The organism is Pseudoalteromonas 'SMAR' (assembly GCF_048515945.1).
Classification (GTDB): Bacteria; Pseudomonadota; Gammaproteobacteria; order Enterobacterales; family Alteromonadaceae; genus Pseudoalteromonas.
The window spans coordinates 11827-36589 of the sequence record NZ_JBLWMW010000010.1 but is presented as its reverse complement, the minus strand read 5'-3'; the positions used below and the strand labels follow the sequence as shown (position 1 = coordinate 36589).

The window sequence follows — 24763 nt, the reverse complement described above, 5'->3', positions numbered from 1 at the left end:
AGCGTAATACTCTTTTATGTCCGCGATTAGTGCTTCAGATCATCTGGGATAGGCAAATCTTTACTCAGTGCGGTCGGTCGCTTTCCTCTGCCTTTTTGGAAACGGCTCAGCTGGAAAACATAGGCCAGTACTTGTGCCACTGCGGTAAACAATTGCTCTGGAATTTGCTCTCCCACTTCTGTGGTGTGATATAAAGAACGAGTTAGTACAGGTGACTCAACAATAGGTACTTCGTTGCCTTTGGCAATTTTACGTATTTGCATCGCCAGTTCATCGACTCCTTTGGCAATTACAATAGGCGCGCCGGCTTTTTCAGTATCGTATTTTAGTGCTACTGAGTAATGGGTTGGGTTAGTCACCACCACATCCGCATCAGGCACTTCTTGCATCATTCTGCGTTGAGACATTTCGCGCTGTGTACGGCGAATGCGCGCTTTAATTTGTGGATCACCCTCAGAGTTTTTATATTCATCTTTGACTTCTTGCAGCGTCATTTTCAACTGCTTGTGATGATTATAACTTTGATACGGCGCATCAATCGCAGAAATGACGATCATGGTACAACTCAAGGCCAAAAACATCCAAGCCAATATTTCTAGGGCATGCTCAATACTGGCAGGGATCTGTTCAATACTCAGGTGCAGTATTTCATCGAAATAGAGCTTAATCAGTAAAATAGCGCAGCCTGCCACCAGCACAAATTTTAAGACAGATTTTAATAGCTCGATAGCGGCTTGCGGCCCCAGCATTCGTTTAATGCCCTTAACAGGAGACATTTTACTGGCTTTAGGGGCGGCAGCCTGCCAAGAAAAGTTAAAGCCACCTAATAAGGTGTTACCCACAATACCGGCAATGGCAATAATGAAAACGAACATCGACATGGGAAAAATCAACTCACCAAAAACGTCGCCCCATAAGGCAAACATTTTGGTGGTGTCATAGGTTTCGTTACGATTGAGGGTTAGCATGCGACCCATGACATTATAGAGCCCTTTGGCTATACCCGGACCATACATTAACAGCGCGATAGCAGAAAACATCAGCACAAAGGTCGTGCCAAGCTCTTTAGAGCGTGCCACTTGCCCCTTTTTCTTGGAGTCATCAATTTTTTTCTGGGTGGGTTCCTCGGTGCGTTCTTGACCCGAATCTTCAGCCATTTATAGCGCCCCCTATACCGTACAACCGACTAAGTTACACATTAGCTCGGTCATTTTTAACCATTGGAATTCGTATTGCGCTAGGAAGTTGCCTAACGTCATCCAGATAATGGTTAATCCCGCAACCAAAGTAAAGGCAAAACCCACCGAGAATATATTCATTTGCGGCGCGGCTCGGGTCATAATACCAAAAGACAAATTAATAATGAGCATCGCGGTTAATGGTGCCAACGCCAGTGCCAGTGCAGTAGAGAACATCCAGCCGCCCCAGTTAACTATGGTCCAAAAATTATCCACTGACCACCAGTTGCCAGCCACAGGAAAAGTCTCAAAGCTATACACCACCATTTGGATCATCATCAAGTGGCCGTTATAAACAAAAAACAGTAATGTCGCCAAAATCAAATAAAACTGACCCACCGCCGGGACACTCATGCCGTTGGCAGGATCCACCACGGAAGCAAAGCCAAGGCCAGTTTGCATTGCCAAGATTTGGCCTGCAACAATAAACGTATTGAGTAACAGTAATGAGCCAAAACCAATGGCCACGCCAGTGATAAGCTCTTGGATCACCACTAGGATCATGGAAAAAGAGAATAAATCAGTAAATTGCGACTTCGGAAGGACCGGCACCACAGCAAAGGTGATCACCACGGCTAAGGCAAACTTGATTCGCGCCGGCACCGTTTGCGCACCGAGACCCGCCATGACCATAATCATTGAGCTTATTCTGACCAGTGGTAGCAAAAAGTCACTGAGCCACTGCATGATCACAGCAAAGGTAAACTCCATCTTTACCCCGCGATTTCAGGAATTTGCAGTACCAGCGTGTTGAAATAATCCATCAGCACTTGGACAAACCAATGGCCACCAAAGATCAGCGCGACTATGGTGACAATCAGTCGCGGTAAAAAGCTCAAGGTTTGTTCGTTGATGGAAGTGGCCGCTTGGAAGACCGCCACTACTAAGCCAATTAACAAGCCAGGTACAACAATGGCTGCCACGAGCTTAATCACGATAAATAGTGCGCCACTTAGGATATCAACAAATACTTCTGGTTCCACGCTAGACCCCCAACCCGAAGCTTCTGGCCAGCGTCCCCATTACTAAGCTCCAGCCATCCACTAAGACAAACAGCATAATCTTAAATGGCAAAGAGACTATCATCGGGGAAAGCATCATCATACCCATGGCCATCAAGACACTCGCCACCACTAAGTCAACAATGAGAAACGGGATAAAGAACATAAAGCCAATAATAAAGGCGGTTTGTAATTCAGACGTCACGAATGCAGGAATAATAACAATAAACGGCGTGTCTTCTGGGCTATCAAGCTTATCGTACCCGGCAATTTTGGCGAAGGTTTCTAAGTCCTTAATCCGAGTTTGCGACAGCATAAAGCTCTTCATTGGCTCTTTGGCTTTTTCAAGCGCCTGGATAGAAGTGAGCTCTTCATTGATGTAAGGCTGTACCGCTTGTTCATTAATTTGTGAAAAGATAGGAGCCATAATAAACAAAGTTAAAAACAGCGTTAGACCTAGCAAAATTTGATTGGAAGGAGACTGTTGTAAACCAATGGCTTGGCGCAAAATCGCTAAGACGACAATGATCCGGGTGAACGAGGTCATCATGATAACTGCTGCAGGTATAAAACTCAGTGCCGTCATGATAGCCAGCACCTGCAAAGTCACCGAGTACTCTTGGCTACCGTCAGGATTAGTGGTGACGTTAATGGCTTCAATGCCCTCGGCAGAGGCAAAGCCTGAAAATAACAACAGTGAGAAAAGGAGCGTTTTAATCATGGGATTTCTTATTATCTTTATTCGCTGGGGTCATCTTAGTGGCCAAAAACTTCTGTAATTCACTGGCAAAAGGTGCCTGATTTAAGCCATCGAGTGGCGTCTCAAGTTGATAGAGGTAGTTGATATTACTAGGAGTAACCCCGAGTAAATGTTGTTTATTATCAAGCTCAATAACCAGCAACCTTTCTTTGGTGCCCAGTGAAATACTGCGTATGACCTTAAAGTCTTTTTGGTTGACAATATTGGGATTTAAGCGCTTTAGGATAAATGCCAAGCCCACAATAAGCGCTATCACCAACACCAATGATAGCCCCATGGAAAGTAGCTCAGAACTTAATCCTGCGGTGCCAGCACCCACTTTTGCGCTGGTGTCATTAGTCGCCGCAGCATTTGCGCTACTCGACAACAGCAGTAGCACTAACATATCGAAGCCGTTTATCGCTCGCACCATTAGCGTAACTTCTTGATCCGCTCAACTTGGCTTATCACGTCGGTGAGACGAATACCAAACTTATCGTTCACCACAACCACTTCGCCATGGGCAATCAAGGTGCCGTTAACCAACACATCGAGTGGCTCACCAGCCACGCGGTCAAGTTCTACCACTGAACCTTGGTTTAGCTGTAATAGGTTACGGATATTAATTTTAGAACGGCCCACTTCCATGGAAATGGTAACCGGAATATCTAAAATGGTATCCAGCTTCCGTTTTTCATCAGAGGACAATGATGAATTCGCATCTTTTAATTCATCAAGCTCAGCAACTTCTGGCTCACCACTACCAGACTCAGCGTCTTCCGCTTCGGCCAAGGCTGCTGCCCATTCGTCCATAGTATCTTGATCATCGCTCATTTAACTACTACCTGATTATGTTATCTATTTACTCAATTCGTGTGTTACAGCAATTAAGCTCATGCTAAGGCGTTGCACTTGCTGTTACCAATCTAAATCCACCCCTTCGGAAAGGTGCAGATCTTCTTCTAACTCGGCCAGCTCGGCATCAGAATCGAGCTTTTTACCGCCTTTAGTAAACACGTGAAGCTCAGACTTCACCGATTCTGGGCGTTTTATCTTTTCACTTATTTGCAGTGCTACGTTGTCACGGGAGCGCCCCATTTTCGCTCTAAAGGTTGGCAGCTCTTCAACAAACACAGTAACATGCTCTGGCATTTCCACCGGGATCACATCACCTGCTTGCAACTTCATGACCTGCTCCAATGATAGGTCAACTTCCAGTAACTGGGATGATAACTCCACTTCAACATCCATGATTTCATCGCGCAGCGCCTTACTCCAACGCAAGTCCGTGTCTTCGGTATCCGATTGCACACCGGCATCCAGTAATTCACGAATGGGTTCCAGCATCGAATAGGGCAAAGAAATATGGAAATCGCCACCGCCGCCGTCAAGCTCAATGTGAAAAGAGCTGATCACCACCACCTCGGTTGGTGAAACAATGTTGGCCATGGCTGGGTTAACTTCAGAGTCTAAATACTCAAAAGAAACGTCCATCACCGGTGCCCATGCTTCTTTGTAGTCTTCAAAGATTATTTTTAACAACATTTGTACAATACGGCGTTCGGTGGGGGTAAATTCACGGCCTTCAATTTTGGCATGATAGCGGCCGTCGCCACCAAAAAAGTTATCCACCAGAATAAACACCAAGCGGGCTTCCATGGTAATAAGCCCAGTTCCCTTTAATGGTCTGAAGCGCACCATATTGAGGCTTGTTGGCACAAATAAGGTATGAATATACTCACCGAACTTCAGCATTTGCACACCATTAATCGACACTTCAGCGGTGCGACGCATCATATTAAACAGGCTTATTCGCATATGCCGGGCAAATCGCTCGTTAACGATTTCCAGCGTCGGCATGCGACCACGAACAATCCTATCTTGAGAAGAGAAGTCGTATTGCAGGGCTCCGGAGCTTTCTCCTTCCTCACCTTCGACAACTTCGTCTTCTTCGACTTCATCTACTCCATGGAGTAGCGCGTCGATTTCATCTTGAGATAATAAGTCGCTCACAAATACTACCTTATTGCATCACAAACCCGGTGAACAGCACACGCTCAATCACCTTGCTACCCTCAACGCCTTCCATCGCCGCTTGTACTTTATCAAGAGCTGTCAAACGCAATGTTTCTTTACCTGCGCTGGTGCTCAGCTCATCGGCCGTGGTGGTTGAAAATACGCTTAATAGTGTGCCTTCAATAAGCGGAATGTGCTTCTTGGCAACTTCCTCGTTTACCTCTCCACGCACCAGCAATTGCACTTTTATCTGCACGATTCTATCGCGGCTGGCGCCTGGCACATTAAAAACAAATGGCCTTGGCATAGCAACATACAAGGCACTGCCAATTTCTGCTGAGCTACTTTGCTCAGCTTGCACTTCCGACGCTGTAGTTTCTTCAGCTAAGGTCTCTGGTGGCGCATCTGAGCCAGAAAATAAAAAGAACCCTGCCACACCGCCAAGAATAACCACCACAGCGGCAATAATGATAATTAGCTTTTTCTTCGAGCCACCGGTTTCTTCTATTTCTAAATCGTTTTCTTCAGCCATAGCAAGCCCTTATAATTTTCAGTAGTAACAATAATAGCAGGTGTTAGGCATAGTAATCTATTGCCGAATCACTATTTCTCTGCTGCCTTTGTTGTACGTCTGATACCATTGCTTGCTCATCATCACTGCCCTGTTGCCCGCTACCATATTGACCTTGGCTATCGCCTTGACCATCTTGACCTTCACTTTGACCATGTGAAATGTGACTTTCACCAAGTTCAATCCCCTGCTCAGCCAACATCTCTCGGAGTCTAGGTAAAGATTGCTCAAGCATTTCTTTTGCTTGTTGGTTTTGTACCACAAAGTTCACCTGAGCCTGCTCAGCATCGCTTTTTATGCGAATTTGCAACGCCCCTAACTCTGGTGGGTCGAGCCTGATTTCAGCTTGTTTATTATTCAGGTTCAACATCATTCCAACGCGTTGATTGAGCTCTTTTGCTGCATCATGACGAGCAATATTAATTGCTTGTTGAAGATTAGCATCTACCGTTGGCTTTGTCTGTGCTGCCGAGTTGCTACTTGAGTTTTGTGACTGCTGCAGCTGTTGTACCTCTTTCATCGTTTGATTTAGCGTAGCAGGTTCTGTGCTCGATGTAGCGTTAGGCGCTGCGTCTGTCCGTGTTGTGCTAAAAATATTATTAAATGGCGCTCTTTCAGCTTTACTGTTCTCTTTCACTGCTGCACTTTCTTGGCTACTGGTGGCATTAAACTCTTTGTCGCTAAGCTTTTCCGACAGCTTTTCAGTCACTTGTTTTTCTATTTGTGGCTTTTCACTGACTTTGGCTTGTTCAGGCTCACCTTGATAAGCACGCTCATTGGTCATCACTTTGTCTTGTTTTAACTGTTTAACCGGTGAAATAAAGTCACTGCCGTTATCTACTTTTCTCAACTCCTGCGGTTTATCTTGCGGTTTCGTTGCTAACGGCATGTCAGAGTCATTTTGCGGTTCAGGATTTGCTGGTAATACTCCAGATTGAGCCGGCTTAAACGGCTCATTCACCCCTTTCACTGCAACCAAATTTTTATTGGCTAATAACTGAGCCACCGCCTTTTGCACGCTAGGTGAAGCATCATAAATATCGACATCGCCATTTAACACCGCTTGCAGCTCTTTTTGTTGCACAGGGTTCAAACTATTAAGCACGCTTGTGACCTTCTTAGTCAACTTTGACTCTACCGCTTGATCAGAGGAAGCTGAAACATTATCAGTCAGCCTGCTCTGCTCCATAGTGCCTTGGAGCTGGTCAGATATAGGACCTGTGTCCGCTTTATTTCTAAAGTAGATGATGGTTTGCTGCTGATTGCTTTGAGTCGTACTTTGTGTATTACCACCAGTGCCATTACTCTCCTTACCTGCTTCAGGCTCTGAAAGGAGTTGACCAGTGCCCTTTTGAGCCTCAGGTAGTCCTATAGGCATCGGTTTAGGTGCTTCATTGTGAGGTAACTCTGGTACTTTAGGTTTCACTTCATCGTTCAACTTTTGCACTGCTTGCAATTGCTCTCGAGTTGACTTTGACTGCTGCTCTACTATTGACTTTATATTACTATCACCAATAGCTGCAGGTGACTGCTTAACAACAGTTGAATCGACATTATCATCGCCAATAACTGCAGGCGACGACTTAACAACAGTTGAATCGGCATTATCATCGCCAATAACCGCTTGTAACTGCTTAAATGCTGTTGACCCGGTATTATTATCGCCAGTAGCTGTAGGTGACTGCTTAACTGCTGTTGACTCGGTATTATTATCACCCGCAATTGCGAGTGCCTTCTTAACTTTTTTCTCAACCTCTTGTACCATTTCATCAGAAATGATCTTTTGCTTACCATCTTCTTGTAATTGTTCAGTGTTTTGCTGTTTTTGCCCACTAGCAACGGTTGCAACTTCATCAGCGGTTACTTGTGACGGGCTACTGCTGGGTTGCAGAGCTGCGCGCACAGCTGTTGATACTTCTTTTGGTGCAGAGTTTAATGAGGTGCTTTGCTGTTTCGCTGCAGCAATTTGCGATAATAAGTCGTTACCTGCCGAAGTGCCCGCCACTTTATCTGGCGTTACAATCTCGCTCAAGATGGCTTCATCACTGTTAGTAAGTGCTGGTGATGTTGTGGCCATTGCTGCGGTTTGTTTTGCGGCATCACTCACCGGTTCAGAGTCAGCAGTATCTTTATCTGATATGGATTCAACCGCAACATCAGCCTCTTCAGTGCTGTTGTCATCGACTGCTTGCTGATCATCGTGTTTAGTCCCTGAGCCCAGCTCTGCGTCTGATTTCCCTTGCTGCACCTCTCCAGCATTGTCTAGTTTTGCCATGAGCGAATTAAAGTCATCGCTACCCAGAGCCTCTTCAGCATCTGACGATAAGGGGGCACTTTTCGCTTCATTATTGCCGCGCTGCAGCAGGTTTGCAAGCATCACATTCATTTTGAACTACCTCAACAAGTGGCAAGTTTCTGCCTTTTTATGAGCACATCAAAATACAACCCAATGATTTTATTGATGTTATATTTTGACCCCATAGATAAACCAATTCACTAAGTTAAATACTGCATAATTCAAGCCAACTTCACTAAAGCTGACTCAGCACTGGAGCCAGGCGTAAGTCCTCTACCAAACTGATGGTCTGCGGACAAACTGGTTGGTAGCAAACTCATCAAGCATTTTCTGTTCTGCTTTGGCTAACTTTGCCTGATGCGCTAATTGTTGTTTCTCAATCAGCTTTTCAATGGCCTTGGTTTTGGCCTGTTGCTCTAGCCATAGCTTACGGCGCTGCTCTACTACCTGCTTAGCAGTGTTCACGGTAGTGCTCTGCTGAGCGATCGCTTGCTCTATTTTATTAATGAAATTGTGATATTGATTAAAACCACCACTGCTTAACCCCGTTTGGGCTTTGCCATGAAGTTGCGTGGTGTATTCCAATCTAAAGTCGTTGAGTCCTGCCAACTTTTGCTGATTAATGGACAGGTGTTGTTGTGCCTGAGCAAAGTTGGCTTTCAGTTGCTCTTCTTTGTCTTGTTCCAGCTTAAGTAAGAGGTTCAGTTTGTTGGCGGCCATTATGCTTGTCCTAGTAATTGCGCTAGATTCTGAAGACAATCATCGTAGCTGATCACTTCTTTCATACCTTGCTGTAAAAAGTGATTCACAGCCGGCATCATTTCAATGGCTTGGTCTAACATTTGGTCGCTGCCTTTTTGGTAGGCACCCAAAGTGATCATATCTTTATTTTGCTGATACTTAGAGTAAACCTGTTTGAGAACTCTCGCTTGTTGTAGATGGGCTTCAGAGACCACTTGTGGCATAACACGACTGATCGACTTTTCAATATCAATGGCAGGATAATGGCCGCTATCGGCCAGTTCACGGGACAGCACAATATGTCCATCTAAAATAGCTCGAGCAGCATCAGCAATGGGATCTTGCATATCATCCCCCTCACTGAGAACCGTGAAAAAAGCGGTAATGGAGCCTTGCCCCTCACCACCATTACCAGCGCGTTCAACTAACGCAGGCAGTTTTGCAAATACAGATGGCGGGTAGCCTTTCGTCGCTGGTGGTTCACCCACTGCCAGAGCAATTTCACGTTGTGCCATGGCATATCGTGTCACGGAATCAAGCAGTAGCAACACGTTAAGACCTTGATCACGAAAATACTCTGCAATGGTAATGGCGCTTTCGCAGCCTTTTAACCGCATCAAAGGTGAAGCGTCCGCAGGGGCAGCCACTACCACCGAGCGGCGGCGACCCTCAACGCCAAGAATTTCATCAATAAACTCTTTTACCTCACGGCCACGCTCACCGACCAAGCCAACCACAATGACATCGGCCTCACTCCCTCGGGTCATCATCCCTAGTAACACAGACTTACCCACACCACTTCCGGCAAACAAGCCCATTCGCTGCCCTTGCCCCACGGTGACGATGGAGTTGATTGCACGCACACCAACGTCCATGGGCGCATCAATGGGTCTTCTTGCCAGCGGGTTAATAGGCGATGCAGCGAACTTCAAATGCTGTTCCGCCTCGATTGCCCCCAGTCCATCCAACGGTCGGCCCAAGCCATCCACCACTCGACCCAATAAGCTCATACCCACAGGTAACCCGGCTTCTTTGACTTTAGGGATCACCCGCGCACCGGGAAGCACACCGGTAATATGATCGTTGGGCATGAGGTATAAGGTGTCTTGATTAAAGCCGATGACTTCAGCGTCGACAAAGCCACCTAGGGTCTCTATTTTACATTGACTGCCCACCGAGGCGTTTAACCCTTTGGCTTCCAGGGTTAGCCCCACTACACGGGTCAAGCTGCCAGCGACGGCAACGCCATAAGGTTTAATAAACTTTTGATACTTTCCCAGTCGCTCGCTCATTGCAGCCGATGTTGACATGATTTTGCATACCCGTACGTTATGGTTAAGCCTCGACGCTAATATTGTCGCACGAAGCTTATTGCTTTTGCTCTATACCGCTATCTTGCAAAAAAGAGTCCAACACATCATTTATGCGGTTTTTCACTGTCATATCAATTGACGATTGCGCGGTTTTTACCTCGCATCCGCCTCTTTCTAAGGTGGGTTCGGGAATTAACTGCCAGTGCTGTGCAGCAATGTGCTCCTCGCCATACATCTCCTGGACTAAAGTAAGGTCGTCGGGGTGAAGGTGGATGCGAACACTTTGCTCATGAATAGGCAAAGCGTCCATGGCTTTTTTTAAGGCATTTAAAATTAGTTCTGGGGAAGTTTGTAACTCCTTGAAGATCACTTGCTGCGCCAATAAATTGACTAAAGTAACCAATTGCTGTTCGCAGTCATCATCGACTTTTTTAATTGGGTCCTGTAAGGCATCAAGCACACTCGACAATGCTTTCATACGCTCTTCAATCAGAGGCTGAGCTTCTTCCAGCCCTTTTTCCTTACCAATTTCGACGCCTTCTTTGTAACCGGCCTCTTTGCCTTCACTGACTCCTTTATCAAATCCTTCAATGTAGCCTTGCTCATGACCTTGTTTGATGCCTTCATCGTAGGCGTCTTGGCGGATCTGCTCGAGCTCTTCAATAGTCAGGGTAGGAAACTCTGGCTCCTGTGGCTCTGGCTCTTGGGGTTTTTCCTTTTTACTGTAAATTTCTTCCAAAGGTGTACCGTAGGCCGTTGAACGACCTCGGTATTTTTCTGGTTTATCAGATACATCTGGGATTGGCCAATTTTCTAAAAGTTCGTCAATCGCGCTGTCGCTGACGGGACGACCTTTATACAGCTTTTTATCGACCATAGTTTATAGGAACTCCTCGCCGCCACCGCCGCCGAGCATAATCTCACCAGAGTCGGCTAAGCGTCTGGCCGTTGCCAGAATCTCTTTCTGTGCCGCTTCCACTTCGCTGATCCTAACTGGCGGCATGGCCTCAAGATCGTCTTTCATCATTTCCGCTGCACGTTTTGACATGTTATTCATGATCTTATCTTTCAAGCCCTCATCAGCGCCTTTAATGGCTTTCATTAAGACATCTTGTTGCACCTCACGTAAAATCGCCTGGATACCGCGATCTTCAACGTCCATAAGGTTCTCAAAGACAAACATAAGATCTTGAATTTGCTGAGACATTTCCTCATCATGCTCACGGATTGAATCCATTAGCTGACCTTCAATATTGGTATCGAGGTAGTTCAAGATATCTGCTGCGGCTTTTAAGCCGCCCATTTTCGCAGCTTGGGCACCGGCTTGACCTGCGAACTGTTTCTCCATGATTTCGTTGAGCTCTTGCAGTGCCGCTGGTTGCACTTCTTCTAAGTTGGCGATCCGCATGGTTAAGTCTAGGCGCACTTTCTCAGGAAATTGCGCTAGAATTTCAGCTGATTGCTCAGGCTCCAAATAAGACAATACAATGGTTTGAATTTGCGGGTGCTCATTACGGATGATATTGGCAACCTGCTTAGAATCCATCCACTTTAAAGAGTCCAACCCTTTCGCGCCAGAGCCCATAACAATTTGGTCAATCAGGCTCGCCGCTTTATCTTCACCTAGCGCCGCAGTAAGCGCCTTTTTAATAAAGTCTTCAGATTGGAAACCAATGGTACTGAAGCTTTGAATTTGTTCAATAAACAGGTTGTGTACTGCGGCAATTTTGGCTTGCGATAAGTCGTCCATCGCCGCCATCGACATCCCCACCTTTTGCACCTGCTTAGGCTCCAGGTGCTTTAGTATTTGTGCGGCATCCTCTTCCGTTAAACTTAGCAGCAAGATGGCCGCTTTATCGACGCCGTCAAGCTTGTCAACGTCGAACGCCGCAGGTAATTGTTTTTCTTCTTGATCAGTCATCTTCTGTCAACCACGCTTTCACAACTTGTGATGAGAGTTCAGGCTCGTTAGCGACCAGAGCACGTACTGCTTTAAGTAGGTCTTCGTCACCGTGTAGGTCAGGCAATTGTAATCTACCATCTGAGGAGAAGCCAACTGCCGACTCATCAAAGTCATTATTTAACATATCAAGGGTGCTGTCACCGAGGTCTACGCCACTGGTTAATGCATCTTCGTCATACTCTTCCAAGGTATCTTCTGGGTAGATTAGACGTTTCAACATAGGTCTTACTACCGCTAAGATTAGCACAATGATAACCAATGTTCCGGCGCCAAGACGGATAACTTTTTGGAACCAGTCTTGCTCCCACAGTGGTAATTCCTCCACCGCCATTAAGTCTTCACGAACAAATGGTACTGTTACTACTTCTAGGGCATCACCTCGCTGCATGTCAAAGCCCACGCCACCTTGTAATAAACGACGAATATTATTCAGCTCTTCTTGTGAGCGTGGAACCATCTCCATGTTGCCTTCGGCATTGGCTTTTTGCACGTAATCCACGGCCACACTGACACTGATGCGGCGAATAACGCCAGTTTGTTGACGCTTATGGCTGATTGTGGTGTCTAACTCATAGTTACGAGTCGCTTCTTTTTGCACACTGCTTGGCGTAGCACCCTTACCATTACCACCTTGACCTACGACTTCGGGGATGTTTGAGTCCATAGGCGGCTGATTGGTTAACGCACCAGGGATCCCCACAGCCAAGCCACCGATGTTGTTTTCTTCATACGTAGTTTCACTGCGCACCGCTGGTAAGTCTGGATTGAAACGTTTCTGCGTCTCTTCTACCGAGCTAAAGTCCATGGTTAAATCGACTTGGGCAGTGAAGTTACCTAAGCCCACAGTTGGAATAAGAATACTATCAATTTTTTCCAGGTATTCTTGCTCACGCTTGCGTTCAAGGTCATATTCTTTTCTTGAGCGTGCTGCCAAAGAGTCTTGCGAGCCCGAATTAAGTAGGCGGCCATTTTGATCGGTTACGGTAACACGTGCAGGCTCTAAACCTTGCACTGCTGAGGCAACTATATCAACAATGGAATCGACTTCTTCGCCGTCTAATGTGCGACCGCGTTTCATGGTCACAACCACAGTAGCTGACGGTTTTTTCTCACGACGAGCAAAGACATTTTCTTTCGGGATAGCCAATAATACCTTGGCGCGGTTGATATCTTGCAGCTCTTCAATGGTGCGCGATAACTGTTGTTCACGGCTGTGCTTTAAACGCTCACGTTCTAAGCGCTGACTCACCCCAAAGCCCATATCTTGCATTAAGATATCAGTACCTGAACTGGGTGACTGCGAGAAACCGTCACGGGCCATGCTGAGTTTAATGTTTTGGTAATCCGACTCAGCCACCATAATGGTGTTGCCATCAAGCTCGTATTCAATTTTCTGCTGATCAAGGAAATCGAGTGTTTCCACCAACTCTTCGGTAGGGTATTTGCCTAATGGACGCATATCTGGCTGACGCGCCCAGATAATGATGAAGATTGCTATTGCTAAACAAATTGCCAAAGCAATGACCAGAGTAACCTGGCGTAGCATATCGACACCACTTAACGCGCTAAAGTAGCCAGATTTTTGCTCTTGCTGCTCATCTGCGCCGCTATCGTTATTCATAGCGCCGTCGGAAAGCGTTAGATCTGTTGATTGATTAGTAGCCACGATTACTCTCCAAAGTCACTCTATTAAACTGGCATGCTCATAATTTCTTTGTATGACTCAACAAGTTTATTACGCACTTGTACTGTTGCCTCAAAAGCCACCGAAGATTTTTGCTTGGCGATCATCGCTTCTGCCAAAGACACACTGCGATCTCCAGTTTCAACGGCAACCACTTTTTGCTTAGCGTTTTGCTGTAAGCCATGAACGGTATTCAAGGCATCAGATAATAAATCGCCAAATTGCGCAGATGACGAAGCGGCTGTTTTAACCGGCTCAACCGTAGGCTGTGGATTTTTAGTCGCTTGTGCAGCCATCGCTTGCATTTCTTGAAATAGCGCTGATGATTGTACTTTCATGATGCTTTATCCAAAATAACTATACGTAACTTAGTTAAAGCACATTTCATGCCAATAAATAAACAATATATTTCAATGACTTATAGAGCCTTTCTGTGACGGAATTTTGGCAGGAGGGAAATAAGCAGGCGCTGACTGCAGCGCCTGAAGTAAAAAACAGATAAAAACTCAGTTAAACGGGCAACGCAATCCCTAAGTCGCGCATTTTGGCCAACTTATAGCGCAGCGTTCTGGGGCTCATACCCAGCACTTCAGCCACTTGTTTACGTTTACCATTAAATTTAGCCAATGTATCGAGAATAATTTGATGCTCTTTGTCTTGCAACTCTTCTTTGTAGTTCATACCATCCGCTTCACTTTCCCGCTCTGTTGGGGTAATCGAAGTGGCTACTACCGCAGTATCTGCAAGCGTTTCTGGCATGGCTGAAAAGTGCTCAATAAAGATATCGTCTTCATGAATTTCATTGCCTTGTAATAAAATCAAGGCGCGCTGAATGACATTATCTAACTCGCGCACGTTACCGGGCCAGCTATGCTGTAATAGTTTCTCTTTTGCCTTGGCGCTTAGCTGTGGCGTTGGTTTTGACACTGACTGAGTGTGGCGGGTCAACAAGTGCTCCGCTAGCACCACAATGTCGCCAGGTCGCTCTTTTAATGGCAACCACTCAAGTGGGAACACATTTAAGCGGTAATATAAATCTTCACGAAATACGCCCTCAGCAACGGCTTCTTTTAAGTCGCGGTTACTGGTCGCCAACACTCGCACATCCAGTGAAATGGTTTTGCGGCTTCCCAAGCGCTCTACTTCACGCTCTTGCAACACCCGCAGCAGTTTAGCTTGCAGGCCCAAATCCATCTCAGTAATCTCGTCGAGTAAAATAGTGCCTTTCTGTGCTTGTTCAAATTTACCCGGACAAGCTTGGATAGCCCCGGTAAACGCCCCTTTTTCATAGCCAAACAAGGTGGCTTCGAGCATATTTTCGGGAATAGCTGCACAGTTAATGGCAATAAACGGCTCTTGCGCTCGCTCCGATTTATCGTGAATAAAGCGGGCTAACACTTCTTTGCCCGAGCCACTGGGGCCAAGTACCATAACGCTGGCATCTGATTTGGCGACTTTGGTGGCCAGCTCTAGTAACTTGAGACTTTTGTTATCAGCCACCACCGGACCATCGGTTTCTTTTGCTTTTTCGGGCAAGTAACGACTCACCATATTGAGCAAAACTTCTGGCGCAAATGGTTTGGCCATGTAATCAATGGCACCGAGGCGCATCGCCTCAACAGCATCGTCAATAGTGGCATAGGCGGTCATCATTAACACCGGTAGCTCAGGATAATTGAGCTTAATGGTTTTCAGTAAATCTAAGCCGCTCATCTCTCCCATTTGCACATCGCTCACGACGAGAGAGAATGATTCTTGTTTCAATAACAGCACTGCCTGTTCTGCACAGCTTGCCTCCACACACTCGATATTGGAAAGCTGCAAGGTGTCAATGAGTGCTTCTCTTAAGCCGGCATCATCCTCTACAACTAATACTTTGTTACTCATAGTTCCTCCGCTTCAGTCAGTGGTAGTACTAGGCTAAACCGTGCCCCTTTGCCTGCTATGTTTTCTGCTTTTACATAACCTTGGTGGGCATTGGCAACCGAATTGACCACAGCAAGCCCAAGACCCGTACCTTGCGACTTGGTGGTAAAGAAAGGTTCAAATAATTTGTCAACTTGAGACTCATCGATACCGGGGCCATTGTCCGTCACCGCGATACAAACGTGCTCTCCCGACTCATCTCGCTCAGCGTGGAGTTCGATGTTTGCATCACTGCCAATTATTTGAATGCTATTATGAATTAAATTTTGGATGGCACTGGCCAGCGCGGTTTTATTCCCCATGATCTGCATGTCTGGCTCTGGTAGACGTGCTTCTAAGCTGGCTTTATTAAGCTCAATCATAGCGTCAGCACCCGCTTTAACCTCGCTTAATAATTGTTGCATCGATACCCGCTCTACCACCTGTTGGTCGCCACTTTTGGCAAACAACAGCATGTCATTAACTTGACTCTCAAGGTCTTTTAACCGTGACATCAGCTTGTCATGAAACTTTTCTCGTGACTGACTGGGCAGGTTTGCCGAACCTAAATTAGCGCCATAGAGCATCGCGGCAGAAAGTGGGGTTCGCACTTGGTGGGCTAGTGACGCCACCATTTTACCGAGGGCACTAAGGCGCTGCATGTGCGCTACCCGACTTTGTAAACGCCGTGTCTCTGTTAAGTCGGTCATCAAGATCAGCTGACCAGGTTCCGGGGTCAGTGCTGTGATGTCTAATTTAATTCTTTTACCATCTTTTAAAGAGACCTCATGACCATCGTCTTGCTGCGGCCGAAAAGAACGTTGGATAATACTAAACCACTTTTCCCCTTCCAAAGGTTCGCCCAGCATATCAATTGCGATCTGGTTGGCCTTGGCTATCATGCCTTGACCATCAAGTACCACGACACCTGCAGGCATGGTATCAACCAAATGACTTAACCAGCTGGCTTGCTGTCTTAAATCACTTAACTCACCAACATATGCCTCTTGCAACAAGCAAGGGTTAAATTGATTCGCTGTGGGCACGAATTGTGGATTAATAACATGTGCTAATGCCATTGTTCCGCTCTCTTTAAAATTAAATTCAATTGATAAAAGCAAGAAGTGAACCAACTTTATTTTTCATTTAATACAATGGGTTATAACCACACTCCAACTGTTACTTTATTGACACTGTATTAATATACATATATATGCTAGCTTAAGTTAAGTGAGGTTTGTGCTGGTAAAAGTGCCAGACAGCACTTAATTGAATGCTTATTTTATGGGATTAAAAAATGGTGACACGCTGCCGTTGGCTCGATGAAACAAAGCCTGATTACGTTGAGTATCATGATACTGAATGGGGCAGACCGGTGCTGGACGATCAACGTCTGTTTGAGTTTATCACTCTTGAATCGGCACAAGCGGGCTTAAGCTGGTATACCGTTTTAAAAAAGCGCGACGGTTATCGCCAAGCCTTTTTCGAATTTGATGTAACCCGTGTCAGTCAGATGACCGAGTCGGACTGTGACCGCCTAATGCAATTTGATGGTATAATTCGACACCGGGCGAAAATTAACGCCACCATTAATAACGCCAAGCGCTTTATAGAGATACAACAAGAATTTGGCAGCTTTGCTCGCTACCAGTGGCAGTTTGTTAATTTCAGTCCCATTATAAATACCATTGCCACTGACCGTGATGTTGTTGCCACCAGTCCTCTGAGTAATAAGTTGGCAAAAGATTTGAAAAAGCGGGGCTTTAAATTTCTCGGCTCTACTACGGTGTATGCTCATATGCAGGCCTGTGGCATGGTGAACGATCACGCTGATGACTGTTTTTGTAAGCAAGCCATCATAGATGACTATCCATTAGAGCAACTACAACAGCTTAAAAGCACGTAAGATGATTGCTCTAGGCTCGCTGTTTACCTTTAATCACTTGAAGTAACACTGCCGCAATGGCAGCACTCACCGCACTGACAAAAAACTGTCCTAACATTAGCATCAGGAGTTTAGGCCAAAAGTTAACTTCTTCGGTAAATAGTGGATGCCAGAAATATTTCAGCGTGAGGTTTCCGGGCAAAAGAATAAGCTGTACGCCTGGCATGGGCCTACCGCCCCAGAAATCCCAAAGGTTCCAACTTAGTGAAAACGCAATAAGGCCAATAATGACCGCCGTTAAGCCAACGTAACAAGAGAACTTAACGGTTTTATTTCTAGAGATTGTTATCTCCTTAATATCCTTTTGCTTAATTAAGTGGTCTATTTGAGGCAGGCCTACTTGTAAAAGAAGCATGCTACGCACGTTTTCTCAATAAGACATGCTTAACGTAGTAAGGCAAACTTTATGCCCTAAAAGAAGAACCTAAGTGCCAGCGGGTACTGCTAACCCGCCTCTTAACGGTTGCAACGACTCTAATCTCGATTAAGATTATACTTCTTCATTTTCTCGACCAAGGTGGTTCGACGTACGCCTAAAATCTCAGCGGCGCGAGCAACCACGTAGTCATAGCGCTCTAAGGCCTGGGTGATAAGATCAATTTCAAGCTCAGCCAAATACTCTTTAAGCTCAATCCCCTCATCCGGTAATAAGCCCACCGTCTGTGTTTGCGGTGCAAAGTCTTGCTCTACCATGTCGTCTTCATCGTCGCTAAAGCCTTCACTAAATAGCTCGTTAAAGGCATCTTTTTCAAGTAGCTCTTCTGGATACTCAGGTTCAAAGGCTTCAACTTCAATATAACGATACTTTTGTGGCAAGTCGTTGACATCAACCACTTTATCGGGGAACATAATGACCATACGCTCGACTAGGTTGGCCAGCTCTCGAATATTGCCAGGCCAAGCATGAGATTTTAAACTCTCGACCGCGCGGTCGGTAAACTTGACGGTGTTGCCGGTTTGTTCGTTGACTCTGCGGGTCAACTCCTTAAGCAATAAACCAATGTCTTCAGCGCGCTCACTCAACGATGGGTTTTCTATGGGGAATACATTTAAGCGATAAAACAAGTCTTCACGAAACTTACCTTCCTCAATCATAGTTTCCAGGTTGCGGTGAGTCGCCGCAATGACTCTGACATCGGCTTGGATTGGCTTAGTCCCCCCTACTCGCTCATAAGTGCGCTCTTGTAACACGCGCAGCAACTTTACCTGCATTTGCAGCGGCATATCGCCAATTTCATCTAAAAACAGCGTACCACCTTGAGCCAACTCAAAACGCCCTTTACGAGCCGAAATAGCGCCAGTAAACGCGCCTTTTTCATGGCCAAATAATTCGCTTTCTAATAGTTCTCCTGGGATAGCACCACAGTTGACTGGCACAAATGGCCCCTGAGCACGCTTAGAAAGTAAGTGGACATTGCGAGCAACGACTTCTTTACCTGTGCCCGACTCTCCCAGTATTAATACATTGGCGTCGGTTTTTGCCACCTGCGAAATTAAAAAGCGTACATTTTTTACCGCTTCTGTTTCTCCCACCAAACCATCAAAGCTTTTGTTCATCAGCTTGTTTTCTTTATTTGGCAGCATGCGTAAATACTGCTGACAGTCGTGCAGCAGTTGCATGGTTACTTCTTGGCTAAATGGCTCAGTGATAAGTCCAATGACATTGGGTAAAGCAAGCAGTGGCCGCAGTGTTTCACCAACTAGTAGAAATGGTGTGGCTGGATGACTTTTAATCACACTCTCATGGTTTAGAGACTGCATGGCACCTAAAACAAAGATAGGCTCTTGATTATGCTCTACGACTTCAGGTCGATAGTCTGCTTCGTCGAGCAACTCATTACCTTGCCCAACAAAGCTCAGTGCTGCACTCAGACCAATCGCACGCTTATTATTATTATCTATTATCAAGACCATTGCTTGGATACCAATCTACTTAACTGTGTTATTAACTAGATTGTAAGAGAGATGTGGGGGGATGCAATACCTAAGTGGCAACTTTTTGACATAAACGCCAAAAAATCGCCACTGATACTGTTCTAGGTCAATACTTTGGTATGAATTACAGCAGCCCTAGTACCGATGATGCCGACTGGTTCGCTTGACCACGCAATGCTATGGATGCCTGGGATAAAATATCATTGGCCACTTGGTCGCTCACCGCCTGGGCATAGTCAGTATCTTGAATTCGACTTTGACTAGCAGCAATATTTTCTCGTTGATTGCTTGCTGAGCGAATCGTACTCGACACCGCATTTTCAAACGCCCCCAACTGAGCCCGCTGACTGTTTAACTCTTCAGAGACGGTATCTGCGGCATCAATGGCTGACTGAGCACCCGCTTGAGTGGAAATATCCACACTTAAAATAGCGCTAGCAAAGCTGCCATCGGTTTGCTCAAGCGACTGCGTAGTATTGGCATCGGGGCCAACTTGAAAGCTACGTGACTCACCATCAAATAATTGCGCACCGCCAAAGGTGGTATTCTCAAAGGTTTCTGTTATTTGCGTTTGCAGCTGCGACACTTCTTCTTGCAATGCCTGACGATCGCTGTCGGTTAATGCGCCATTCCCAGCTTGAATCGATAGCTCACGAATTCTAGACACGGCATCATTAACACCAGACAAAGCCGAGTCTGCTGTTTGCGAGTAAGAAATACCATCGTAGGCATTGCGAATAGACTGGCTATAGCCGTCTTGTTGGGAGTTTAGACGGTTAATAATTTGCAGCGCCGCCGCGTCATCGGCCGCTGAATTAACCCGCTTACCTGAGGCCAGCTGTTCATTTAATTTGTTACCGGTCTGCTCTGTGCGATTAAAAAAAGCAGTACTTTGTGATTGGATTTTCATATATACCCCCATTCACTATCATTAGTTTAACCATACTCCAGTTTGGATAAAAAGTCACCACCGTCAGTAAATTTACTATGCTGAGTGGCATAAATACTGCAAAAAGCCCTCAAGTGATATAAAGTATTGAGTAGTAGCTGATTTATGGTGGTGGCATCAAAGCTTTGCCCGAGCCACTGTAAAGTTTTGAATGCACCTGCAGGTGGACACCCAATGTTTGACAATAAAACAATTCTCATAACCGGCGGCACAGGCTCGTTTGGTAAGAAATACGTGAAGACGCTACTTGAGCGTTTTGAGCCCAAGAAGATCATTATTTTCTCACGTGATGAATTAAAGCAATTTGAAATGCAGCAAGAGTTCAACCAACCTTGCATGCGTTATTTTATTGGTGATGTACGTGACAAAGATCGCCTTCGTAGAGCCATGCAGGGGGTGGACTATGTCATTCATGCTGCTGCACTTAAACAAGTGCCTGCCGCTGAGTACAATCCCATGGAGTGCATTAAAACTAATATCAACGGTGCAGAAAACGTCATCGAAGCAGCCCTAGATAACGATGTAGAAAAGGTCATTGCGCTTTCCACCGATAAAGCTGCTAACCCAATCAACTTATATGGAGCAACCAAACTTGCCTCAGACAAGTTGTTTGTCGCCGCCAATAACATCGCTGGCGGCCATAGAACCATGTTTTCGGTGGTGAGGTATGGCAACGTCGTGTGCTCGAGAGGTTCAGTGGTGCCGTTTTTTCAAAAATTCATCGATGAAGGGAGAGATCATATTCCCATTACTCATCCTGATATGACCCGCTTTTGGATTAGCTTGCAACAGGGGGTAGATTTTGTGCTGAAAAACTTTGAGCGCATGCTTGGTGGGGAGATTTTCGTGCCAAAAATCCCATCGATTAAAATCACTGATTTAGCCACAGCCATGGCCCCTAACCTACCCCAGAAAGTGATTGGCATTCGCCCAGGCGAAAAGCTTCATGAAGTTATGTGCCCAGAAGACTTAAGCTTTGATACTTATGAATTTAACGATCATTATGTCATCGCTCCGGGGATCAAGTTTAGTAGTCGCACTAATCAGTTTGACACCAATGCGCTTAATGAAACCGGTACTGCAGTAAAACCTGGGTTTGAATATAATTCTTTATCCAACCCGGAATACATGAGCATCGAAGAAATTAAAGCCTTTAACATTCAAGCATTATTATGATCCCTTACGGCAAGCAATCCATAGAGCAGTCAGATATTGACGCCGTCGTTTCAGTGCTAAAGTCAGATTGGCTGACTCAAGGGCCTAAAGTACCTGCGTTCGAGCAAGCACTGTGCGGTTATACCAGTGCCAATTATGCTGTTGCTGTAAATAGTGCCACGTCCGCTTTGCACATTGCTTGCCTCGCTTTAGGGGTTGGAAAGCAAGATACCGTATGGACTTCACCTAACTCTTTTGTGGCCTCTGCAAATTGTGCTCTTTACTGTGGCGCTCAAGTCGACTTCGTTGATATCGACATAGAAACCGGCAATATGAGCGTCGATAGCTTAGCATCAAAACTCGCTCTGGCTGAGCAGCAAAACAAACTGCCCAAAGTCATCATTCCAGTTCACTTTGCAGGTCAATCATGTGATATGAAAGCCATTTATGCCTTGTCAAAGCAATATGGCTTTAATGTTATTGAGGATGCCTCACACGCCGTGGGAGGCTGCTACCAAGGTGAAAAAGTAGGCAACTGCAAATACTCAGATATTTGTATTTTTAGCTTTCACCCAGTTAAAATAATCACCTCAGCAGAAGGTGGTGTGGCGCTGACCAACGACAAAAATCTGGCACAACAGCTCTCTAAGCTGCGTAGTCATGGCATCACCAGCGACCAAAGCGAGTTTACCGAACCTAGCCACGGAGTTTGGTATTACCAGCAGCAAGCGCTTGGCTACAATTACCGAATGACCGACATTCATGCAGCTTTAGGTATTAGCCAACTTGGGCGAGTGGATGAGTTTGTACAAAAGCGCAATCAGTTAGCAACAAGGTACGATGAATTATTTGCTAACAATCCATCGGTAACGCCATTAAAAGTCGCCACGGATACTTACTCGGCCTATCACTTATATGTGGTTAAAGTGCATAACAGCAACCCAGAATTACACAGGCACCTGATAGCAGAGCTTCGTGAGCGCGGCATTTGTGGGCATGTGCATTACATCCCCATTTATCTGCAACCTTATTATCAACAGTTAGGGTTTGCCAAAGGGTATTGTAAAAACACCGAAGCATATTATCACTCGGCTGTGACCTTGCCGCTGTATCCCAAGCTTGCTGAAAATAACATTACAGCACTCGTTTCGACCCTGCTAGATTTACTCAAAAAGGTGTAATCCCCGTTAGGCTGATTGACAGCCTAACTGAGTAATTAAATCCTTACCGTCCCAAACATGGTGAAACACAAGCACATCCCCAAGCGGCACGACTCGCAAAGCATTAATCGTTACTATGTCCGCTTGGCCAATTCCGAAAAATGAAACCGTTTGCAACTTCTCGTGTTCTGGCAATTCACTCAAGGTAATAAGGTTGGTGGAAAAAATCAACCCATTGCCCTGATGGCTTTGTAAGCAATTTAAATCAGCTAACTTCTGCAATTCAACAATTAAATAGTTAGTATCAGACTCGATATTGACAGGATTTAATATGGGCTCATCTAATAGCAACAACTGAAGATTGATATGGCGATTGAGTTGATGGCTTTTATCGAACTGAGACTTCCCCGCAGTCAACTCAGACACACAATGCCAAAAGCTTTGTTGTAGTTTCGCACTTGTTTTATACCAGTATACCGCTTTGGGCGATGAGCAGGCTTGCTGATTGAACGCCAAATAATCTGCAACGAATCCCTCAGCAGCAGCACGAACTTGCTCCTCACTATCTAGGCAGATAACAGCAACAGAAAAGCGATCAGGAAACGTTAGTTCATCGTCTACCTTTTTAGTGCACCGGATTTTATGAATAGCATCATCCCCTCCCCATATTACTCGCTTGTCGCACCACTTCGAAATGGCTTTCGTGATATGAACATCTTCAGCATCATACTCAACAAGCAAGCATCGCTGAGCCAAAAGTTGCCCTTTATCCTCTTGCATGAACTTTTGTAACAGCCTAATTAGCTCATCGGCAATACGCCCTCTTCTACGGCTTAACCGCACAATGCTGGTATTGCCAACCAAGAAACTCAACAACATGGTATAGAGGTAAACGGTATCGACATTAGCGGGCGCTATATGAAACGTTTTAAAGTTTCCCTGTATTGCAGCACCTTCGTACAAACTGGCAACCTTATGGATGTTGCTTCGCCGAAACCAAAAAGCCAGAGCAATTATTTCAGCACTTGGTTTCGTTTTGAACACAAACTCTGAAAAAGCCGTAACAGTGTCAATAAGGTCGTTACTAAGTGGTGCCTGATATTCAGGTTCGTCGTCTAAATTACCCGCTAACACTTTGAGGTTTTCACTTAAAGGTATCACTGCACCCCCTCGCCTCAGCACTGGCAATACGCCCCTGTAATGTGAAGTACTTTCCCTTGCGGCCACATTTACAGTCATCAACACCGTGAATAATGGCCAGATCCTCCGTTAATAAATTATGTCCCGGATAACTTTTAGGTAATATCGATTGCAGCTGTACCACCCCCTGAGTATGTAAAGGTAAAGATTGCAATGAAACAGGGTTTAACACTTGAATATCAGCCCAAATTGGGGTGTGAAGCATACCGTATTCACACTCAACGTGAATAGTACCGGTTTGCTCAACCATTCCATAGTAGTCATGTACTCGAACATTACCAAGCTGTGAGCAAAGTGCTTGCTTGAATGTTTCCTTATCAACTGCTTGCGCAACCATTTTTTTCCAGCCTCCCCCATGCAGCAAAAAGACATCAGAGAAATTCAGCTGAAGCCCACTTTCTTGCATCCTTTTAATCACTTTTTGCCATATGATAAAGGTAAAGCCATACATGAATACTGGGACTTGGGAATATTTCTTAGCAAAAGCTTGGATTGCTTCAATGTTCAATTCCAAATTTTCATCTAGAGCAAAACAATGATCACGACCAAATAATGACATTCCCTGAATTCCGGCGGCTCTTGCTGACATACCAGAAGTAAGGTCCAAGGCTTTTTTACTGTCTAAAATTAATAACGGCAACCTTTTTGGACCTAACCAGTGCTGCATGATTTTAGACAATACTTTTGTCTGTAACCGAGCAGTGTGGCTATCTAGAACGATCTTTGATTGTACACCTGAAGTTCCTGAGGACTTTAATATTCGATGAACCTGCTCATCAGCAACGCTTTTTAATAAATGGCTTTTAAATGCTTGCACTGTGATTGGTAGCTCACCTAATGATTGTATCGCCCTGAATTTATTGCAATGCTCATTATGATATTGTTGTAACTGCGCCAGCCGTGGTAGAAAACAGCTTAACTTTTGCTGTTGTGCCAAATCATAAACGGGTAA

At 45.4% G+C, this 24763-nt stretch carries 25 protein-coding genes; 3 read left to right on the top strand and 22 right to left on the bottom strand.

Annotation, left to right across the window (positions count from 1 at the left end; genetic code table 11):
• Positions 1–26: 26 nt before the first annotated feature.
• The 17 genes from flhB to ACNKW2_RS06285 all read right to left on the bottom strand — a co-directional run bounded on the left by flhB (position 27) and on the right by ACNKW2_RS06285 (position 16546).
• The gene (gene flhB / locus ACNKW2_RS06365; protein ID WP_419147805.1) at positions 27–1157 is read right to left on the bottom strand and encodes a flagellar biosynthesis protein FlhB; all 1131 of its coding nucleotides are present in this window, start codon (positions 1155–1157) and stop codon (positions 27–29) included.
• Between the two features lie 12 nt (positions 1158–1169).
• Positions 1170–1949, bottom strand: coding sequence for a flagellar biosynthetic protein FliR (fliR, locus tag ACNKW2_RS06360; protein ID WP_419147804.1), 780 nt, complete (start codon positions 1947–1949; stop codon positions 1170–1172).
• Positions 1950–1951: 2 nt separating this feature from the next.
• On the bottom strand, positions 1952–2221 hold the full coding sequence (fliQ, locus tag ACNKW2_RS06355; RefSeq protein WP_419147803.1) for a flagellar biosynthesis protein FliQ: 270 nt from the start codon (positions 2219–2221) through the stop codon (positions 1952–1954).
• Position 2222: 1 nt separating this feature from the next.
• On the bottom strand, positions 2223–2960 hold the full coding sequence (gene fliP / locus ACNKW2_RS06350) for a flagellar type III secretion system pore protein FliP (protein ID WP_336565759.1): 738 nt from the start codon (positions 2958–2960) through the stop codon (positions 2223–2225).
• On the bottom strand, positions 2953–3276 hold the full coding sequence (fliO, locus tag ACNKW2_RS06345; RefSeq protein ID WP_419147853.1) for a flagellar biosynthetic protein FliO: 324 nt from the start codon (positions 3274–3276) through the stop codon (positions 2953–2955). The genes fliP and fliO overlap by 8 nt, the downstream gene beginning before the upstream one ends.
• Before the next feature lie 134 nt (positions 3277–3410).
• A complete protein-coding gene (gene fliN, locus ACNKW2_RS06340; RefSeq protein ID WP_419147802.1) occupies positions 3411–3812 on the bottom strand; it encodes a flagellar motor switch protein FliN in 402 nt (133 codons plus the stop codon).
• 84 nt (positions 3813–3896) lie between these two features.
• Positions 3897–4991: a flagellar motor switch protein FliM gene (gene fliM, locus ACNKW2_RS06335; RefSeq protein WP_419147801.1), complete on the bottom strand. Its 1095-nt coding sequence runs from the start codon at positions 4989–4991 to the stop codon at positions 3897–3899.
• Between the two features lie 10 nt (positions 4992–5001).
• Positions 5002–5526, bottom strand: coding sequence for a flagellar basal body-associated protein FliL (gene fliL / locus ACNKW2_RS06330; protein ID WP_419147800.1), 525 nt, complete (start codon positions 5524–5526; stop codon positions 5002–5004).
• A 43-nt stretch (positions 5527–5569) separates the two neighbouring features.
• Positions 5570–7951 (bottom strand): flagellar hook-length control protein FliK, encoded by a 2382-nt coding sequence (locus tag ACNKW2_RS06325; protein WP_419147799.1) that lies wholly within the window; start codon positions 7949–7951, stop codon positions 5570–5572.
• 183 nt (positions 7952–8134) lie between these two features.
• Entirely contained in the window at positions 8135–8581 is a 447-nt protein-coding gene (fliJ, locus tag ACNKW2_RS06320) for a flagellar export protein FliJ (RefSeq protein ID WP_419147798.1), read from the bottom strand.
• Complete coding sequence (gene fliI, locus ACNKW2_RS06315) at positions 8581–9912, bottom strand: flagellar protein export ATPase FliI (protein WP_419147797.1); 1332 nt, start codon at positions 9910–9912, stop codon at positions 8581–8583. Before fliI ends, fliJ begins: the two co-directional genes overlap by 1 nt.
• A gap of 58 nt (positions 9913–9970) precedes the next feature.
• Positions 9971–10792 carry a flagellar assembly protein FliH gene (gene fliH, locus ACNKW2_RS06310; protein ID WP_419147796.1) on the bottom strand — a complete coding sequence of 274 codons (822 nt, stop codon included), beginning with the start codon at positions 10790–10792 and terminating at the stop codon, positions 9971–9973.
• 3 nt (positions 10793–10795) lie between these two features.
• Positions 10796–11836, bottom strand: coding sequence for a flagellar motor switch protein FliG (gene fliG, locus ACNKW2_RS06305; protein ID WP_336565745.1), 1041 nt, complete (start codon positions 11834–11836; stop codon positions 10796–10798).
• The gene (gene fliF, locus ACNKW2_RS06300) at positions 11829–13547 is read right to left on the bottom strand and encodes a flagellar basal-body MS-ring/collar protein FliF (RefSeq protein ID WP_419147852.1); all 1719 of its coding nucleotides are present in this window, start codon (positions 13545–13547) and stop codon (positions 11829–11831) included. The genes fliG and fliF overlap by 8 nt, the downstream gene beginning before the upstream one ends.
• A 20-nt stretch (positions 13548–13567) precedes the next feature.
• A complete protein-coding gene (gene fliE / locus ACNKW2_RS06295) occupies positions 13568–13900 on the bottom strand; it encodes a flagellar hook-basal body complex protein FliE (RefSeq protein WP_336565743.1) in 333 nt (110 codons plus the stop codon).
• A gap of 172 nt (positions 13901–14072) precedes the next feature.
• Entirely contained in the window at positions 14073–15449 is a 1377-nt protein-coding gene (locus ACNKW2_RS06290; protein ID WP_419147795.1) for a sigma-54-dependent transcriptional regulator, read from the bottom strand.
• Positions 15446–16546, bottom strand: a complete 1101-nt coding sequence (locus tag ACNKW2_RS06285; protein ID WP_419147794.1) for a sensor histidine kinase — start codon at positions 16544–16546, stop codon at positions 15446–15448. Before ACNKW2_RS06285 ends, ACNKW2_RS06290 begins: the two co-directional genes overlap by 4 nt.
• Positions 16547–16764: 218 nt before the next feature.
• Between ACNKW2_RS06285 and ACNKW2_RS06280 the strand changes: the two genes are divergently transcribed.
• Positions 16765–17373, top strand: coding sequence for a DNA-3-methyladenine glycosylase I (locus ACNKW2_RS06280; RefSeq protein ID WP_419147793.1), 609 nt, complete (start codon positions 16765–16767; stop codon positions 17371–17373).
• A 10-nt stretch (positions 17374–17383) separates the two neighbouring features.
• On the opposite strand, the gene ACNKW2_RS06275 is transcribed toward ACNKW2_RS06280, so the two are convergent.
• The 3 genes from ACNKW2_RS06275 to ACNKW2_RS06265 all read right to left on the bottom strand — a co-directional run bounded on the left by ACNKW2_RS06275 (position 17384) and on the right by ACNKW2_RS06265 (position 20257).
• Positions 17384–17767 (bottom strand): hypothetical protein, encoded by a 384-nt coding sequence (locus ACNKW2_RS06275; RefSeq protein ID WP_419147792.1) that lies wholly within the window; start codon positions 17765–17767, stop codon positions 17384–17386.
• A 119-nt stretch (positions 17768–17886) separates the two neighbouring features.
• On the bottom strand, positions 17887–19326 hold the full coding sequence (locus tag ACNKW2_RS06270; protein WP_419147791.1) for a sigma-54 dependent transcriptional regulator: 1440 nt from the start codon (positions 19324–19326) through the stop codon (positions 17887–17889).
• 145 nt (positions 19327–19471) lie between these two features.
• Positions 19472–20257, bottom strand: a complete 786-nt coding sequence (locus ACNKW2_RS06265) for a flagellin N-terminal helical domain-containing protein (RefSeq protein ID WP_419147790.1) — start codon at positions 20255–20257, stop codon at positions 19472–19474.
• Between the two features lie 213 nt (positions 20258–20470).
• Between ACNKW2_RS06265 and pseB the strand changes: the two genes are divergently transcribed.
• Entirely contained in the window at positions 20471–21472 is a 1002-nt protein-coding gene (gene pseB, locus ACNKW2_RS06260) for a UDP-N-acetylglucosamine 4,6-dehydratase (inverting) (RefSeq protein ID WP_419147789.1), read from the top strand.
• Positions 21469–22632, top strand: coding sequence for a UDP-4-amino-4,6-dideoxy-N-acetyl-beta-L-altrosamine transaminase (pseC, locus tag ACNKW2_RS06255; protein WP_419147788.1), 1164 nt, complete (start codon positions 21469–21471; stop codon positions 22630–22632). The genes pseB and pseC overlap by 4 nt, the downstream gene beginning before the upstream one ends.
• 6 nt (positions 22633–22638) lie before the next feature.
• On the opposite strand, the gene ACNKW2_RS06250 is transcribed toward pseC, so the two are convergent.
• Positions 22639–23772: an acyl-CoA reductase gene (locus ACNKW2_RS06250; RefSeq protein WP_419147787.1), complete on the bottom strand. Its 1134-nt coding sequence runs from the start codon at positions 23770–23772 to the stop codon at positions 22639–22641.
• A complete protein-coding gene (locus ACNKW2_RS06245) occupies positions 23756–24748 on the bottom strand; it encodes a LuxE/PaaK family acyltransferase (protein ID WP_419147786.1) in 993 nt (330 codons plus the stop codon). Before ACNKW2_RS06245 ends, ACNKW2_RS06250 begins: the two co-directional genes overlap by 17 nt.
• Positions 24749–24763 lie beyond the last annotated feature (15 nt).